Origin of the sequence: Thiopseudomonas acetoxidans, from assembly GCF_030362935.1 — a bacterium.
GTDB classification, from domain to species: Bacteria; Pseudomonadota; Gammaproteobacteria; order Pseudomonadales; family Pseudomonadaceae; genus Thiopseudomonas; species Thiopseudomonas acetoxidans.
The window spans coordinates 226,646-244,024 of record NZ_JAUCDY010000003.1 but is presented as its reverse complement, the minus strand read 5'-3'; the positions used below and the strand labels follow the sequence as shown (position 1 = coordinate 244,024).

The window sequence follows — 17,379 nt, the reverse complement described above, 5'->3', positions numbered from 1 at the left end:
ACTCATAGCTCAGCTGGATAGAGTACTCGGCTACGAACCGAGCGGTCGGAGGTTCGAATCCTCCTGAGTCCGCCATAATTGGCAAAGATGCTCCAGTGGTGCACTGGTAAAACTCACCAAACGGACTCATAGCTCAGCTGGATAGAGTACTCGGCTACGAACCGAGCGGTCGGAGGTTCGAATCCTCCTGAGTCCGCCATATTAAAAAGCCTGCATCACAAGTGCAGGCTTTTTTTTGTCCGTTATTTATACACAAAGCTCAAGTTCCATTGCTAGGTAGCCTATACAATGACTGTGTGATGCAGTGGTCGATAGTCTCGGCGCGCAAATTAGGGTTTAACTATGACAGAAGTAGAAGTAAAAAAACCGCAAGAACGGCTGCAAGAGCGTTTTACCCAAGTTGTGAACAGCCTGCAGCGACTGCATGTTATAGATGAATCTCAGGGATATTCGCGAGAACCGGGTAGCGCGCAGGAGCAGGTGCTGGCTGAGCTACAACAAACAGTTACTGAGCTGCACTCTGCAGACATTGCTTTTATCCTCGAAGGGCTGCCGCTTGATGAGCGTTTGACTGTATGGCAGTTGGTGCGTGTTGAAAGCGACGGCGATATTCTGCTTGAAGTATCCGATGCGGTGCGCGAAACCCTGCTGGCCGACATGGATGACCATGAGATTATTGCTGCCGCCAAAGAGCTGGATGTGGATGAGTTGGCTGAGCTGGCTCCAGAACTGCCGCATGATGTTGTTTATGAGCTGATAGAAGCGTTAGATGCGCAGCAGCGTGATCGCGTGCGCTCAGCATTGTCTTATGAGGAGGATCAGGTTGGCTCCATCATGGACTATGAAATGGTCACGGTACGTGATGATGTGGCGCTGGAGGTGGTGCTGCGTTACCTGCGCCGCTTAAAAGAGCTCCCAGACCATTTGGACAAGCTGTTTGTTGTTGACCACGAGGGGTATCTGAAAGGCGTTCTGCCGATTAAACGCTTGCTGGTTAATGATCCAGAAAAAAAAGTTGCTGAGATTATGGCTGACGATCCGGTAACTTTTCACCCTGATGAGGACAGTGCAGATGCCGCGCAGGCGTTTGAACGTTACGATCTTATTTCTGCGCCGGTAATTGAGAAAAGTGGCCGTCTAGTAGGACGTTTAACCATTGATGAGATGGTTGACGTCATTCGAGAAGAATCAGAAGAAGAAGTGTTAAGTCGTGCGGGTTTACGTGAAGAAGAAGATATTTTTGCCTCGGTATGGAAATCGATCGCTAACCGTTGGGCATGGCTGGCTATTAACCTGATCACAGCCTTTGTTGCTTCGCGGGTTATCGGCTTGTTTGAACATTCAATTGAAAAGCTTGTAGCGCTGGCAGCATTGATGCCTATTGTTGCCGGTATTGGCGGCAACTCAGGGAATCAGACTATTACCATGATTGTACGCGCTATGGCTTTGGAGCAATTGAGTACAGGGAATACCAACCGTTTGCTGCGCAAAGAGCTGGGCGTAGCCTTTATAAATGGAATTATTTGGGGAGGTGTAATAGGTGTGGTGGCCTGGTTGTTATATGATTACTTTGCCTTAGGTATGGTGATGATTGCAGCAATGACGCTTAACCTGTTATTAGCCGCGATGATGGGCGTACTAATTCCGATGACTATGGTACGCCTAGGGCGCGATCCTGCGCTGGGTTCCAGCGTGCTTATTACAGCTATGACGGATAGTGGCGGCTTCTTTATTTTCCTAGGCTTGGCTACGATGTTTTTACTCTAACCCTAAACATTGTCGACAAAAGATAAAAATAAAAAGCTTTTTGTGTTTGCTAAGTTATTCTGTTCGCGTTAATCTGCGCTGGTTTTAGCTGTATTCGATCAAAATAGATTGCATCTACAGCAAGTATTTAAATAACAATAAGACTTGTATTGTAGACACAGGGGCCGTTATGACTTCTCAGCTACCTTTGCTTGAAGGTATTGAACTTATGCTGTTTGGCTTGGGTTTAGTATTTCTTTTTTTAGCGCTACTGATTCTGTGTATCAACCTAATAGCTGGGCTATTAGAGCGGTTTTCGATGCACGAGGCTGTTATTGCAACTGCGGTAACTCGAGTCGATAAATCCAAAACTTGTGCACAGGTTGATGCCGATACGCTCAGCGCTATCCAAATCGCCATTCAACAACATCGTGCGCGACACAATTAAAAACACAAAAATATAAAATACGGAGTTTTCCTCTATGACTGTAAAAAAGCCACTAGGGATTACTGAGGTAGTCTTGCGCGATGCGCATCAGTCAATTTTAGCGACTCGCTTGCGCCTCGATGATATGTTGCCTATTGCAGAAAAGTTGGATCAGGTTGGTTTTTGGTCTGTCGAAACCTGGGGTGGTGCAACCTTCGACTCCTGTATTCGTTACTTGGGCGAAGACCCGTGGGAGCGAATCCGTACGTTAAAAGCAGCTATGCCCAATACTAAGCAGCAAATGTTGCTACGCGGGCAAAACTTGCTGGGCTATCGCCACTATGCTGATGATGTTGTCGACAAGTTTGTTGAGCGTGCTGCGGCGAACGGTGTGGATGTATTTCGCGTGTTTGATGCCATGAACGATCCACGCAACCTAGAGCGTGCTTTGCGTGCTGTAAAAGCCAACGGCAAGCATGCGCAAGGGACTATTTCCTACACCACTAGCCCTGTGCACACGCTGCCAATGTGGGTCGAACTGGCCAAGCAGGTTGAAGACTTGGGTGCAGACTCGATAGCAATCAAGGACATGGCGGGGATTCTTAATCCTTATGTGGCCTATGAGTTAGTTAGTCAGCTTAAAGCCAGTTTAAGTATCCCGGTGCACATGCAGTGCCACGCAACCGCTGGATTGTCGACCGCGGCGATTGTTAAAGCAGTGGAGGCAGGGATTGATAATGTGGATTCTTCGATTTCTTCCATGTCGATGACCTATGGCCATTCGCCAACGGAATCGGTAGTGGCTATTTTTCAAAACACCGAGCACGACACAGGCTTAGACCTTGAGTTGTTAGAAGAGTGTGCGGCTTACTTTCGTGATGTGCGGAAAAAATATGCAAAATTTGAGGGCAGCTTGAAGGGTGTTGATTCTCGTATTCTGATCGCGCAAGTGCCTGGCGGCATGCTGACCAATATGGAGAATCAGCTTAAAGAGCAAGGCGCAAGTGACAAGTTTGATGAAGTGCTTGCTGAAATCCCGCGCGTACGTGAAGACTTGGGTTTTATCCCGCTGGTTACGCCCACCTCGCAGATTGTCGGCACGCAAGCGGTGATTAACGTGCTAACCGGCGAGCGTTATAAATCCATTACTAAAGAAACAGCGGGTATCTTGAAGGGTGAGTACGGTGCCGCACCAGCTCCGTTTAATGCAGAGCTGCAGGCGCGCGTGCTGGAGGGTGCTGAAGCGATTACGTGCCGTCCAGCGGACTTGATTGATAACGAGATGGATAAGCTGACACAAGAGCTGCGTGAAATTGCTCAGGAAAAAGGCATCCAGCTCGCTCAGGCTGAACGGGAAGTGGATGATGTACTGACCTATGCATTGTTCCCGCAAATTGGTCTGAAGTTTCTGGAAAACCGTAATAATCCTGACGCTTTTGAGCCCGCGCCTACAGGTAAAGAGCGTTTAGGCGATACTGACGAGCCGCAAGCCTATACCGTAGAAGTTAATGGCAAGAGTTTTGTGGTGCAGGTGAATGAGGGCGGTGATATTGAAGGCATCAAGCCTCTAGTCAGTACCGATGCAACGCAAACTGCGTCTGCACCAGTAACCGAAGGGGGTGATCCTCAAGGTGCGCCGCTGGCTGGAAACATTTTTAAAGTTTTAGCTAAGCCTGGGCAGTCGGTTGAAGAGGGCGATGTGTTGATTATTCTGGAAGCCATGAAAATGGAGACCGAGATTCGCGCCTTCCGCAGCGGAGTGATTGCCAGCATTGATGTCGCAGTTGGTGATGCTGTATCTGTGGGCGATTGCCTGCTAAGCATTGCGTGAGGACTCGATGATGGATAAGTTATTTACCCTGTGGCAAAACACCGGGCTCTATCAGCTCGAGCTTGGGCAGGCCGTTATGCTACTGGTCTGTCTTGGCTTGATTTATTTAGCGATTCGCAAGGGTTTTGAACCTTTATTGCTAATTCCTATTGGCTTTGGTGGCGTGCTGGCTAACCTACCGGCTGCTGGAATGGCTGAAACCGGCGGCTTGCTTGCACTGCTGTATGATGTCGGCTTGCCAACCAGTGTTTTTCCGCTACTGATTTTTATGGGTGTGGGGGCGATGACGGATTTTGGTCCGATGTTGGCCAACCCTAAAACCCTTTTGTTAGGTGCGGCAGCGCAGTTTGGTATTTTTGCGACCTTGATGGGTGCTTTGGCAATCGGCATGCTTGGGATTCCCGGTTTGGAGTTTACGTTGCGTGAGGCTGCTTCCATTGCGATTATTGGTGGGGCTGATGGGCCTACCTCTATATTTGTGACTGCACGGCTTGCCCCTGATTTGCTTGGACCGATTGCGGTAGCAGCTTACTCGTATATGGCGTTAGTACCGTTGATTCAACCGCCGATTATGCGTGCGTTAACCTCAAAAGAAGAACGTGCCATCGTCATGGTGCAGTTGCGACCAGTAGGCCAGGCAGAAAAAATTATTTTCCCATTAGTGCTTTGCTTGCTAATTGGTTTGCTGCTGCCTGATGCAGCTCCATTGATTGGCATGTTTGCATTCGGTAATTTGATGCGTGAAAGCGGTGTGGTTGAGCGTTTAGCGGATACCTCGCGCAATGCGCTGATTAACGTTGTCACTATCGGGTTAGGCTTGACCGTGGGAGCTAAGCTTTCTGCAGATACGTTTTTGCAGCTGAAGACACTAGGGATCTTAATTTTAGGTATGGTGGCTTTTTGTGGTGGCACAGCGGCTGGAATAATTATGGCTAAAGTCATGAACCTTTTTAGCGCTAACAAAGTTAACCCATTGATTGGCGCAGCTGGTGTTTCTGCGGTGCCTATGGCGGCGCGGGTTGCTAATAAGGTGGGGTTGGAAGCCAACTCGCAAAACTTTTTATTAATGCATGCAATGGGTCCCAATGTAGCTGGTGTAATTGGCTCGGCAGTGGCGGCAGGCGTTTTGCTTAGTTTTGTCGGCTAACAGCTTACAGTTAACATAGGCTTTTATGCGCTAAGATAATGCAATAAAATAACGACTCCTTAGTAAAGCCCAACTACGTGGATAGCGCAGTTGGGCTTTTTGTTGTGTAGACAAAGTGTTCTTGGCTCAATATTTGCATTAACTCAAGAGTATCCTGTAAAGCATTGTTTTTTTGACGTTATTATTTTTTAGAGTTCGGCGGAGAAATATAGAGTGAATCGCTCACAAGTATATTCAGGCATGCGTACCGGGATGGGCATCCTCAAGCAGGGCAATCTAGGTGTGCCCATCTTACTGCTAGTCATCTTGGGTATGATGACTTTGCCTGTCCCGCCGTTTTTGCTCGACGTATTTTTTACTTTCAACATTGCGCTCTCCATTGTCGTGCTGTTGGTGGGTGTATATGCCATGCGCCCGTTGGACTTTGCCGCCTTTCCAACCATTTTGTTAGTCGCAACCCTCATGCGCTTAGCGCTTAACGTAGCTTCAACCCGCGTGGTTTTGCTGCACGGTCATGACGGCGGTGATGCCGCTGGTAAGGTAATTCAAGCGTTTGGTGACGTGGTTGTTGGTGGTAACTATGTTGTTGGTGCGGTTGTTTTTGCCATCTTAATGATTATTAACTTTGTTGTAGTGACTAAGGGTGCGGGCCGTATTTCTGAGGTGAGTGCACGTTTCACCTTGGATGCCATGCCCGGTAAGCAGATGGCGATTGATGCCGACCTGAACTCAGGCTTGATTGATCAGGAGGAGGCCAAGTTGCGTCGTTCTGAAGTGGCGCAAGAGGCGGACTTTTACGGTTCGATGGATGGTGCTAGTAAGTTTGTGCGCGGTGATGCTATCGCTGGACTGTTAATTCTGTTTATTAACCTGCTGGGTGGTATTACTGTCGGTATAGCGCAGCACTCCTTGAGTTTTGCTGAGGCAGGTAAGGTCTATGCGCTGTTAACCATTGGTGACGGTTTAGTGGCACAGGTTCCGAGCCTGTTGCTGTCAACAGCGGCGGCGGTCATGGTTACTCGCGTAACAACCTCTGAAGATATGGGAGACCAGATTAATCGCCAGATGTTTACTTCGCCTAAAGCTCTGGCAGTTGCTGCTGCGATCCTGTTTGTCATGGGCTCCATACCAGGCATGCCGCATGTGTCATTTTTAAGCTTGGCTGTTTTGGCGGGTGTCGGCGCCTACATAATTTGGCGCAAGCAGAAAAATAAAGACTTGGCTGTAGTGGAGCAAGAGCAGCGCAAGGCCGATCAGTTGCCAGCCACGGTTTCACCTGAACATCGCGAGTTGGGTTGGGATGATGTAACGCCCGTGGACATGGTGGGTTTGGAGGTAGGGTATCGCCTCATTCCTTTGGTGGATCGTAATCAGGGTGGCCAACTGCTAGCACGCATTAAAGGTGTGCGTAAAAAACTGTCGCAAGACTTAGGTTTTTTGATGCCTTCAGTGCATATCCGTGACAATTTAGATCTAGCACCTAACGCATACCGCTTGACCCTGATGGGTGTGACTGTAGCTGAGGCGGAAGTGTATCCTGACCGTGATCTAGCCATCAACCCGGGGCAGGTATTTGGTACTGTCAACGGTGTTGCCACTACGGATCCTGCATTTGGCTTGGAAGCAGTGTGGATTGAAGCGAATCAGCGCGATCAGGCGCAATCCTTAGGCTATACAGTGGTAGACGCCAGTACAGTGGTGGCGACCCATCTAAACCAGATTCTTAACAATCATGCGCACGAGCTTATTGGTCACGAAGAAGTGCAGCAATTGATGCAGGTGCTGGCTAAGAGTTCGCCTAAGCTGGCTGAAGAGCTGGTTCCGGGCATTATTTCCCTATCGACACTATTGAAAATTTTGCAGACCTTGCTGCAGGAGCAGGTACCAGTGCGCGATATTCGTACCATTGCTGAAGCCATCGCTAATGCCGCAGGTAAGAGTCAAGATCCCGCCGCCATGGTGGCTGCTGTGCGCGTCGCTTTATCGCGTGCAATAGTGCAAAGCATTGTGGGGCTTGACTCTGAGATGCCAGTTATCACTCTTGAGCCAAAGTTGGAACAGATATTGCTTAATAGTTTACAGCAGGCTGGTCAGGGTTCTGAGAACGGTATTTTGTTAGAACCTGGCATGGCTGAAAAATTACAACACTCTCTAGTTGAGGCGGCGCAGAGACAAGAAATGTTAGGACAGCCAGTGATTTTACTGGTCGCAGGACAAATAAGAGCCATGATGTCACGTTTTGCTCGAATGACTGTTCCTAACATGCATGTGCTGGCTTACCAAGAGATACCAGATAATAAGCAGGTCACCATTGTGGCGACCGTGGGACAAGGATAAGAGGGCGGACTTATGGCTATGCAAGTCAAACGTTTTTTTGCCGCTGATATGCGTCAGGCGATGAATCGAGTAAAAGAAGAACTGGGTGCAGATGCTTCCATTTTGTCGACGCGCAAAGTAGCGGGAGGCATTGAGCTGACTGCCGCCCTTGATTATAACCTACAATCACTTCCAGCTCGGGCTAATCCAGCCCTAGAGGCAGAGCTGCGCAAGACCAAAGAGCATATTATGCAGGCGCAAGCATCGATGAGCTTGCGTGAAGAGGTTGCTGGCACAAAGCGCGATCGTCAACTATTCGATAAGGTAATGGCGCACTCTACAGCGATTCACCAGCCTGCTGTAGCTCAGTACTCGTCAGCCAGCCAGCCTTCAGTCGATCAGCAAGAGCTTGCACAGATGCGTTCTGAGTTGCTGGGCTTGCGTGAGCTGCTAGAAATGCAACTGGGTACAATTGCTTGGGGTTCAGTGCAGCATCAGCAACCCAAACAAGCAGAGTTGTGGAAGCGTCTACAGAAAATGGGTTTGCCGGCCGAGCTGGTTGGCAACCTGATGCAAAAAGTGGCGAGTGAAACCGATCAGCGCCAAGCATGGCGCATGGTGTTGGCGCATTTAGCCCATGAACTGGATACCCCAGCTAAGGATCCTTTGCAGCACGGTGGTGTCATTGCACTGGTCGGTCCTGCGGGAATGGGTAAGACCACTACGCTGGCGAAACTGGCGGCGCGTTATGTGCTTGAGCATGGTGCGCAAAATGTCGCTATCGTCAGCATGGACAGTTTCCGTATTGGCGCACAAGAACAGCTGAAAACTTTAGGCCGCATCTTAAATGTATCAGTAAGCCATGTAGAAGTGGGTCAATCCCTTGAGCAGGCACTGCATCCTTTGCAGAAAAAGCGTCTGGTTTTGATTGATACAGCAGGTTTGCCAGCACAAGATCCCATGTTGGCTATGCAGCTAGATAGTTTGGCAGCTCGAGGTGTTCAGGCGAAAAATTACTTGGTGTTGGCCGCAACCAGTCAAGCACAAGTGCTTAAAGCAGCGTGGCACGCTTACAAGCGCTGTGGCTTAGCAGGCTGCATTATAACGAAGTTGGATGAAGCCGTAAGTATGGGGGAGGCTCTTGGCATGGCTATTTGCCATAACCTTGCAGTAGCTTATACTACTGATGGCCCTAGGATTCCTGATGATATTCAGGCTTCGCGTAGCCATCAGTTAGTGAGTCGAGCTGTACGCATGCAAAACCCAGACGATCCGGGTGAGCAAGAAATGGCTGCAATGTATGCAACTTCTTATCAAGCAGCGGCTAGACAAGTCGGCTAAGCGGCACTAACTGAGATACAAGGTATTAAATAAATGACAAACAAACATTCTGTTCAAGTAGTGGCGGTTACTGGCGGCAAAGGCGGGGTGGGTAAAACCAACGTTTCGGTTAATCTATCCTTAGCTCTGGCTGATCTAGGGCGTCGTGTAGTGTTGTTGGATGCGGACTTTGGTTTGGCCAACGTGGACGTTTTATTGGGTCTTAATCCACAACGTACGTTGGCTGAAGTAATGGATGGTAAGTGCGATTTGCGTGATGTTTTGCTGCCTGGACCTGGTGGAATAAGAATTGTACCCGCTTCATCAGGTACTAAAAGTATGGTTGAAATGACGCCGCTACAGCATGCGGGTCTTATCCAAGCCTTTAGCGATATCGGCGATAGCATTGATATGTTGGTGATAGATACGGCAGCTGGAATTGGTGACTCAGTTACCAGCTTCGTGCGAGCAGCACAAGAAGTGATACTGGTGGTATGTGACGAGCCAACTTCTATTACCGATGCTTACGCGCTGATTAAACTACTCAGCCGTGATCATGGCATGACCCGTTTTCGTGTTTTGGCTAACATGGCACATAGCCCGCAAGAAGGCCGCAGCATCTATGCCAAGCTGGTAAATGTTACCGAACGATTCTTAGATGATGTTACACTGCAATACTTGGGTGCAATTCCCTATGATGAGACTGTACGCAAGGCAGCGCAAAGGCAGAAAGCCGTTTACCAAGCTTTCCCGCGGTCCAAGTGCGCTCTAGCTTACAAGTCAATAGCAGAGAAAGTAGATGGTTGGCCTTTGCCTGCTACACCGCGAGGGCATTTGGAGTTTTTTGTGGACCGTTTAGTGAGCCAATAATAAGGACGGGAATAATTGCAATGACAGTAGCCAAAGGTTTGCAAATGTATGCCACAGCGCAAGCTAGGGATGAACAAACATTGCTGGTTGAACAGCATGCTCCTTTGGTTAAGCGAATTGCTTACCACATGCTGGCCAGACTCCCAGCAAGCGTTCAAGTTGATGATCTGATTCAAGCAGGAATGATAGGTTTATTAGAAGCGGCCAAAAAATACGATTCTAGTAAGGGTGCAAGTTTTGAAACATTTGTTGGAATACGTATCCGCGGAGCGATGCTAGACGAGATGCGCAAAGGTGATTGGGTGCCTCGTTCTGTACATAGAAATACACGCATGGTGAGTGAAGCCGTAAGAAAAGTTGAGTCGCGTACAGGTAAAGACGCTCAAGACAAAGAGGTTGCGGCCGAATTAGATATGAGTCTAGAAGAGTATCACGCGATCTTGGCGGATACACAGGGCAGTAGATTATTTAGCTTCGATGGTTTGCAAGAAGATGGAGCACAGCCAGATTTACAAGTAAGTCATCGGGGGCCAGGTCGAGAAATTGAACAAGAAAAATTTAAACAAGCGCTGGCTCAAGCAATAGAAGGTCTGCCGGAACGTGAGCAATTAGTGCTTTCTTTGTATTACAGCGAAGAGTTGAATTTAAAAGAAATTGGGGTGGTGCTCGGGATTAGTGAATCACGAGTGAGCCAATTACACAGCCAGTGTGCAGCACGTCTTAGAGCGCGACTAGCAGAGTGGCATAGTTGAGATAATGCAAATATGGTTTTTGTTGTGTTCAGTATAGAGCTCTTTGGAGGTTGCCTTGGATAAAAACATGAAAATCCTCATTGTTGATGACTTTTCAACAATGCGCCGGATCATCAAGAACCTCTTGCGTGACCTAGGGTTTACCAATACAGCTGAAGCAGATGATGGTGCTACAGCACTACCCATGCTCCACAGCGGGGGATTTGATTTTTTGGTCACTGACTGGAATATGCCAATCATGTCGGGACTTGATCTTTTAAAGGCCGTACGTGCCGATGATAAGCTCAAGCATCTCCCCGTGTTGATGGTTACTGCTGAGGCTAAGCGCGATCAAATCATCGAAGCGGCTCAGGCTGGGGTAAATGGCTATGTAGTTAAACCCTTTACTGCGCAAGCACTGAAAGACAAAATCGAGAAGATTTTTGAGCGAGTTAATGGTTGATACGGTTAATGGAGCAACCATGACGGTAGATAAGTGTGCGGTAACTCAATTACAACAAGCGGTTCAACAAAATGCCGATGATTTGCAAGCGAGTCTTGCCGAGCAAAACTGGGAAGAGGCGGTGCGAGTTATTGGTAAAATTAACTTGGTGCGTGATCGGGCACTTTATGATGAGGTGGCCAAGTTAACCCGCGAATTACACGGTGCCTTGCTGGATCTGCAAGTTGATCCAAGCAGTCCTCATGCGGAAGAAATGTCGCAGATTACCGATGCGAATGAACGATTGAAGTATGTCGTCAAAATGACAGAAAAAGCAGCCAATGACACTATTGACTTGGTTGAGAAGAGCGCGCCATTTGCGAACTATATTAGCTACGAAGCACAAAGTTTGACGGTTGATTGGCGACGCTTTATGCAGCGCGACATGTCGGCGGCAGAGTTTAGGGAACTAGCCAAGCGGGTAGAAACATACTTAGAGCGCGGCTTGCATGATAGCGATGAGTTATCAAGTAACTTGAATGAGATTTTATTGGCGCAGTCCTTCCAAGACCTTACTGGGCAGGTCATCAAGCGAGTTTCTACGCTAATAACAGATATGGAAGAGAGCTTGCTGAAGCTGGTTGTTATGGCAAGCACTGTTGATCGCGTTGCCGGTATTGAACATTCACCCGAAGATTTAAGAAAAGCTATAGATAAACATAAAGCTATGATTATGGGTGAAGGTCCGCAAATACGTGCCGATAATGACGATGTAGTAGCTGATCAGGTTGATGTGGATGATTTGCTATCAAGTTTGGGACTTTAGGGGGCAAAATAAATGAGCTTTGAAGCCGATGAAGAGATCCTCCAAGACTTTCTCGTAGAAGCAGGTGAAATTCTAGAGCTGTTATCAGAACAACTGGTTGAACTAGAAAGCAGCCCTGATGACATGAATCTACTGAATGCTATCTTCCGTGGATTTCATACCGTAAAGGGTGGTGCGGGTTTTTTACAGTTAACCGAATTGGTTGATTGTTGCCATATTGCCGAAAACGTCTTCGATATTTTACGTAAAGGCGAACGCACGGTAACTCCAGAACTGATGGATGTGGTTCTACAGGCTCTAGATAGCGTTATTAGCATGTTTAATGAAGTGCGTGAAGGAGTTCAATTAACCCCAGCGCCGCCAGAGCTGTTAGCTGAATTAGCTCTATTAGCTGAGCCTGAGGGTGCAGCCGTTGAGGACAGCGTGGTTGCAGCACCTGAACAAGAGTACAGCGAAGATGATGCTGACGCAGAGTTTCAGCAAATGCTCGAAGCAGCTGGTCAGGAGGCTGATACTACTGTTCAAAATAATGACATTATAACGGACGATGAATTTGAAGCTTTACTCGATGAGTTGCAGGGGCCAGCAGCTACTAAGGCAGCGTCCAGCTCAGATGAAATAACGGATGATGAATTCGAGGATTTATTAGATCAGCTACATGGCTCAGGAAAGTTTCAAGTTGAAGCACCGGTAACCTCTAAGCCAGATCAGACACAGGCTGATACACCCGCAACGGTAGCGTCCGATAATATCAGTGATGACGAATTTGAGAATTTACTTGATCAGTTGCACGGCAAAGGCAAGTTTGACGTTGCGGTAACAAACACTGAGTCGGTCGAAGTTAAAGCCGCACCGGCTGACAAAACAACTCCCAAAAAAGCAGCGCCTTTGTCTGCCAAACCTGCCAAAGAAGCCGCTGCACCTGCCAATAAAGCGCCAGTCGCTCAACGCGTTGCTGCGGCTGAAGAAACAACAGTACGTGTTGATACCGCAAGACTCGATGACATTATGAATATGGTCGGCGAGCTAGTGTTGGTGCGTAACCGTTTGGTTCGCCTGGGTGTCGAAAGTGGCGATGAAGATATGGGTAAAGCAGTGGCTAACTTGGATGTGGTCACAGGTGATCTACAAACAGCGGTCATGAAAACCCGCATGCAACCCATCAAAAAAGTATTTGGCCGTTTCCCGCGCTTGGTACGTGACATGGCGCGCAGCCTCAAAAAAGATATCAGACTTGAGCTGATTGGTGAAGAAACTGACTTAGACAAAAACCTTGTTGAAGCACTGGCAGACCCACTGGTGCACTTGGTACGTAACTCTGTGGATCATGGTATTGAGATGCCTGATGAGCGCGAAGCAGCAGGTAAAAACCGTGAAGGTAAGGTTGTTCTTTCTGCGGCGCAGGAAGGGGACCATATCCTGTTGATGATTACTGATGACGGTAAAGGCATGGATGCTGACATTCTGCGCGCTAAAGCAGTAGAAAAGGGTATGTATGATAAAGACGCTGCTGATCGTTTAACTGAGTTTGAATGTTATAACCTGATTTTTGCACCTGGCTTCTCCACCAAGACTGAAATTTCAGACGTGTCTGGCCGCGGTGTGGGCATGGATGTGGTGAACACCAAAATAAACCAGCTTAACGGCAGCGTTAACGTGTATTCAAAGCTGGGAGAAGGCTCACAGGTTGTTATTAAGGTCCCTTTAACCCTTGCGATTATGCCTACGCTCATGGTGATGCTCAATGATCAGGCTTTTGCTTTCCCGTTAGTCAACGTCAATGAGATTTTTCACTTGGATTTATCTCGCACCAATGTGGTTGATGGTCAAGAAGTTGTCATTGTGCGTGATAAAGCCTTACCTTTGTTTTATTTAAAACGCTGGTTATTGCCTAAGTTAGCTCATGAAGAGCAAACAGAAGGGCATGTAGTAATTGTATCGATAGGTGATAAGCGTGTTGGTTTTGTAGTTGACCAGCTAGTGGGTCAAGAAGAAGTTGTAATTAAACCATTAAGTAAAATGCTGCACGGTACGCCAGGTATGTCTGGCGCTACAATCACGGGTGATGGCCGCATTGCACTTATTTTAGATGTACCAAGCCTTTTAAAGCATTATGCATAAAAATTAAGCAGGGTTTGGAATTTGCTATTGGATATGAGGAAGGCATGACGATTAAAGTATTGGTGGTGGATGACTCTGGTTTTTTTCGCCGCAGACTGACAGAAATTCTTTCCTCTGACCACGACTTTGAAGTGGTGGGCACAGCATCAAATGGACGAGAGGCCGTAGAAAAAGCTGTAGAGTTGCGCCCAGATGTGATTACCATGGATTATGAAATGCCGGTTATGGATGGCATCACTGCGGTCAAGCAAATCATGCAGCGCAGTCCAACACCAGTATTGATGTTTTCCTCGCTTACCCATGAAGGTGCACGAGTCACTTTAGATGCATTGGAAGCGGGGGCGGTTGATTATTTACCAAAAAATTTTGAGGATATCTCCCGCAATCCAGAACGCTTAAAGAAAATGCTGTGCGATAAGGTTCGTGCCGTATCACATACCAATAAACGTGCGTTGTCACGGCCAGCGCCAGTGACACCTGTGGCGAGCAAACCAGTAACAACTCGGGTTGCAGCAAAAGCTGAAGTGCCGCTCACGCCAAGAGAGGTGGCTAGACCGCCAGTGACGCGCCCGCTGACAACAGAGCCTAGCTCACCTGTTACCAAGTCCAAACCTAAAGCAAAAAATTACAAACTGGTTGCAATAGGTACGTCAACCGGTGGTCCTGTTGCCTTACAAAAAGTTTTAACCAGTTTGCCGGGTAACTTTCCTGCGCCTATAGTGTTGATTCAGCATATGCCGGCTGCCTTTACCAAAGCTTTTGCTGATCGGCTGGATAAACTTTGCCAAATAGACGTTAAAGAAGCTGAAGACGGCGATATGTTGCGCCCTGGCTTAGCCTTGTTAGCCCCGGGTGGAAAACAAATGATGATTGACCCGCGAGGCCAAGTAAGGATCTTGCCAGGCGATGAACGATTAAATTACAAGCCGAGCGTAGATGTTACTTTTGGATCTGCAGCAAAAGTTTTCAACGATAAAGTGCTGGCGGTTGTGCTGACTGGCATGGGCGCTGACGGACGTGAGGGTGCACGCATGCTAAAGGCTGCGGGCAGTCAGGTCTGGGCTCAGGATGAGGCAAGCTGTGTGATTTATGGTATGCCTATGGCTGTAGTCAAGGCCGACCTTGCCGATGCCATTTACTCTCTGGATGAGGTGGGACCAAACATCATTGAGGCATGTCTCTAATGGATATTCTTAGCCTAGTAGGTTTTGTTCTAGCTTGTGTGGCTATTGTAGGCGGAAACTACCTAGAAGGCGGGCATGTCAGCGCCTTAATGAATGCCCCAGCTGCCCTGATTGTGTTTGGTGGCACTATTGGTGCTGTGTTATTACAAACTCCCTTGCCGCACTTTATTCGCGGTCTAAAGCTCATGTCATGGGTTTTTTTCCCCCCTCAAATTGATTTGCAAAACGGCATTAACAGCGTAGTGGGCTGGAGCATGATAGCTCGTAAAGACGGGCTGTTAGGGCTTGAGTCCGTTGCGGAGTCAGAACCTGATCCCTATGCCCAAAAAGGTTTACGTCTTTTGGTGGACGGCGTGGAGCCAGAAGCTATTCGCAGCATTCTTGAAGTGGACCTCTACACTCAGGAAGACCGCGACTTGCAGGCCTCCAAAATCTATGAAGCGATGGGTGGTTACTCGCCTACGGTGGGTATTATCGGTGCAGTCATGGGTTTGATTCATGTAATGGGCAATCTAGCGGATCCTTCCCAATTAGGTAGTGGTATTGCTGTGGCTTTCGTCGCCACTATTTATGGTGTTGCTATAGCAAACTTATTTCTATTACCCGTGGCAGGTAAAATAAAATCTGTGGTCATACGTCACACACGCTATCGTGAAATGCTTTTAGAAGGGTTGCTGTCCATTGCTGATGGTGAAAACCCGCGCTCTATTGAAATCAAGCTGCAAGGCTTTATGGAATAGCCATGGCGCGTAGACGGCGACAGGAAGACCCCCCCAACCATGAGCGCTGGATGGTTTCTTATGCAGACTTTATAACACTGCTGTTTGCTTTCTTTGTCGTAATGTATTCCATTTCCTCGGTTAACGAAGGCAAATATAAGATTCTTTCTGACGCCTTAGATGGTGTTTTTAATCAGCAAGAACGCTCTATAAAACCCATTCCCGTCGGTGATGAACGAGTACGTGGTATTGAGGGTGGCAATAGTGATTTTGATGAGGCTGATGAGCGCGATCCGTTGGAAATGATTGCGGAAAATATTCAGGGTGAATTTGCTAACTTAATGGGTGACGGTCAGTTGCATATTCGTGCCAATGAGATGTGGCTTGAATTAGAACTAAGCTCAAGTTTGTTATTTCCAAGTGCAGATGCCATTCCTCATCAAGAGGCATTTGAAATCATTGAAAAAATCGCCAAGATTTTAGCGCCTTATGAAAACCCTGTTCAGGTCGAAGGGTTTACTGATAACTTACCCATCAATACCAAAGCCTATCCTACAAACTGGGAATTATCGGCTCATCGTGCTGCTAGCATTGTAAGAATGTTAGCCATGGACGGAGTAAAACCAAGTCGTCTAGCCGCCGTTGGTTATGGTGAGCATCATCCTATAGCCAGTAACGCGACAGCCGAGGGTCGTGCTCGAAACAGACGGGTTGTCTTAATCATTTCACGCAATACCGAAGGGCGCCATGAGCCCGTTCGAGCAAGAGACTAGCAAAGCTGGCATACTGATTGCATTATAAAGCTCAACGTTAACCTGTTTTACAGATAGTCAAAAAGCCGTCGTTTGTTTTAAGTAGTAACAAGATGTGCGGTGGGAGAGTCTAATGAAGGTTTGGGCTGTAGCAAATCAAAAAGGTGGGGTAGGTAAAACCACCACAACAGTCGCTTTGGCAGGGCTGCTAGCCGATGCTGGAAGGCGTGTTCTAGTGGTTGATCTGGATCCGCATGGCTCACTAACCAGTTATTTTGGCTATGATCCTGACACCATTGAATACAGTTGCTATGACTTGTTTGCGCATGGCGGAAAAGTCCCTGCTGATCTGCCCGATCGTATTCGAGTAACAACCAGCCATAAAAATATTGACTTATTCCCCTCAAGTACAGCTGTGGCCGTATTAGAGCGCCAGTCGCTAGGGCAGGACGGTATGGGTTTGGTGTTGGCCAAGTCTTTAGCGCTGTTATGGGATGAGTATGATTTTGCCATTTTGGATAATCCGCCCTTGTTAGGTATTTTGATGGTGAATGCGTTGGCTGCCAGCGAACATTTAATCATTCCGGTACAAACTGAGCATTTGGCGATAAAAGGTTTAGAGCGCATGGTGAGTACCATCAATATGGTAAATCGCTCACGTAAAGAAAAATTGCCCTATACCATTGTACCCACTATGTTTGATCGGCGGACACAGGCATCTTTATCAACGCTACGCAATCTGCGCAGCAATTATGCAGAGCATTTATGGCATGCGTTTATTCCCATTGATACCAAGTTAAGAGATGCCAGTCAGGCGGGCGTTGTACCGTCCAACTACGATAAAAAAAGTCATTCTGTTTTGGCATACAGATCATTATTAAAATTTTTACTTAGTCAAAGCATAAGCCGCAGTCAAGAACGTCAAGGGCAAAAGCTCGCTTAGGTAA

At 47.7% G+C, this 17,379-nt stretch carries 15 protein-coding genes and 1 tRNA gene; all 16 read left to right on the top strand.

All coding sequences use genetic code 11. The features are described 5' to 3' along the window. Window positions 1-122: 122 nt before the first annotated feature. Window positions 123-199: transfer RNA gene (locus QEZ41_RS04365), tRNA-Arg, on the top strand. Between the two features lie 143 nt (window positions 200-342). Then, complete coding sequence (gene mgtE, locus QEZ41_RS04360) at window positions 343-1,767, top strand: magnesium transporter (protein ID WP_289410161.1); 1,425 nt, start codon at window positions 343-345, stop codon at window positions 1,765-1,767. A gap of 169 nt (window positions 1,768-1,936) precedes the next feature. Further along, window positions 1,937-2,194 (top strand): OadG family protein, encoded by a 258-nt coding sequence (locus QEZ41_RS04355; protein WP_289410160.1) that lies wholly within the window; start codon window positions 1,937-1,939, stop codon window positions 2,192-2,194. Window positions 2,195-2,228: 34 nt separating this feature from the next. Then, a complete protein-coding gene (oadA, locus tag QEZ41_RS04350) occupies window positions 2,229-4,004 on the top strand; it encodes a sodium-extruding oxaloacetate decarboxylase subunit alpha (protein WP_289410159.1) in 1,776 nt (591 codons plus the stop codon). 10 nt (window positions 4,005-4,014) lie between these two features. Further along, window positions 4,015-5,151 (top strand): sodium ion-translocating decarboxylase subunit beta, encoded by a 1,137-nt coding sequence (locus tag QEZ41_RS04345; protein ID WP_289410158.1) that lies wholly within the window; start codon window positions 4,015-4,017, stop codon window positions 5,149-5,151. 240 nt (window positions 5,152-5,391) lie between these two features. Then, entirely contained in the window at window positions 5,392-7,488 is a 2,097-nt protein-coding gene (gene flhA, locus QEZ41_RS04340) for a flagellar biosynthesis protein FlhA (RefSeq protein ID WP_434556788.1), read from the top strand. An 18-nt stretch (window positions 7,489-7,506) separates the two neighbouring features. Beyond that, the gene (flhF, locus tag QEZ41_RS04335) at window positions 7,507-8,808 is read left to right on the top strand and encodes a flagellar biosynthesis GTPase FlhF (RefSeq protein WP_289410166.1); all 1,302 of its coding nucleotides are present in this window, start codon (window positions 7,507-7,509) and stop codon (window positions 8,806-8,808) included. 33 nt (window positions 8,809-8,841) lie between these two features. Further along, entirely contained in the window at window positions 8,842-9,657 is an 816-nt protein-coding gene (locus tag QEZ41_RS04330) for a MinD/ParA family protein (RefSeq protein ID WP_289410156.1), read from the top strand. Window positions 9,658-9,677: 20 nt separating this feature from the next. Continuing rightward, complete coding sequence (locus QEZ41_RS04325) at window positions 9,678-10,409, top strand: RNA polymerase sigma factor FliA (protein WP_289410155.1); 732 nt, start codon at window positions 9,678-9,680, stop codon at window positions 10,407-10,409. 67 nt (window positions 10,410-10,476) lie between these two features. Then, entirely contained in the window at window positions 10,477-10,851 is a 375-nt protein-coding gene (locus tag QEZ41_RS04320; protein WP_289410154.1) for a chemotaxis response regulator CheY, read from the top strand. Between the two features lie 19 nt (window positions 10,852-10,870). Beyond that, window positions 10,871-11,656: a protein phosphatase CheZ gene (locus QEZ41_RS04315; protein WP_289410153.1), complete on the top strand. Its 786-nt coding sequence runs from the start codon at window positions 10,871-10,873 to the stop codon at window positions 11,654-11,656. 12 nt (window positions 11,657-11,668) lie between these two features. Next, complete coding sequence (locus QEZ41_RS04310; RefSeq protein WP_289410152.1) at window positions 11,669-13,777, top strand: chemotaxis protein CheA; 2,109 nt, start codon at window positions 11,669-11,671, stop codon at window positions 13,775-13,777. A gap of 44 nt (window positions 13,778-13,821) precedes the next feature. Continuing rightward, a complete protein-coding gene (locus tag QEZ41_RS04305) occupies window positions 13,822-14,961 on the top strand; it encodes a protein-glutamate methylesterase/protein-glutamine glutaminase (RefSeq protein WP_289410151.1) in 1,140 nt (379 codons plus the stop codon). Next, entirely contained in the window at window positions 14,961-15,701 is a 741-nt protein-coding gene (locus tag QEZ41_RS04300; RefSeq protein WP_289410150.1) for a flagellar motor protein, read from the top strand. The genes QEZ41_RS04305 and QEZ41_RS04300 overlap by 1 nt, the downstream gene beginning before the upstream one ends. Before the next feature lie 2 nt (window positions 15,702-15,703). Beyond that, window positions 15,704-16,453, top strand: a complete 750-nt coding sequence (gene motD, locus QEZ41_RS04295) for a flagellar motor protein MotD (protein ID WP_289410149.1) — start codon at window positions 15,704-15,706, stop codon at window positions 16,451-16,453. Window positions 16,454-16,565: 112 nt separating this feature from the next. After that, the gene (locus QEZ41_RS04290; RefSeq protein ID WP_289410148.1) at window positions 16,566-17,375 is read left to right on the top strand and encodes a ParA family protein; all 810 of its coding nucleotides are present in this window, start codon (window positions 16,566-16,568) and stop codon (window positions 17,373-17,375) included. Window positions 17,376-17,379 lie beyond the last annotated feature (4 nt).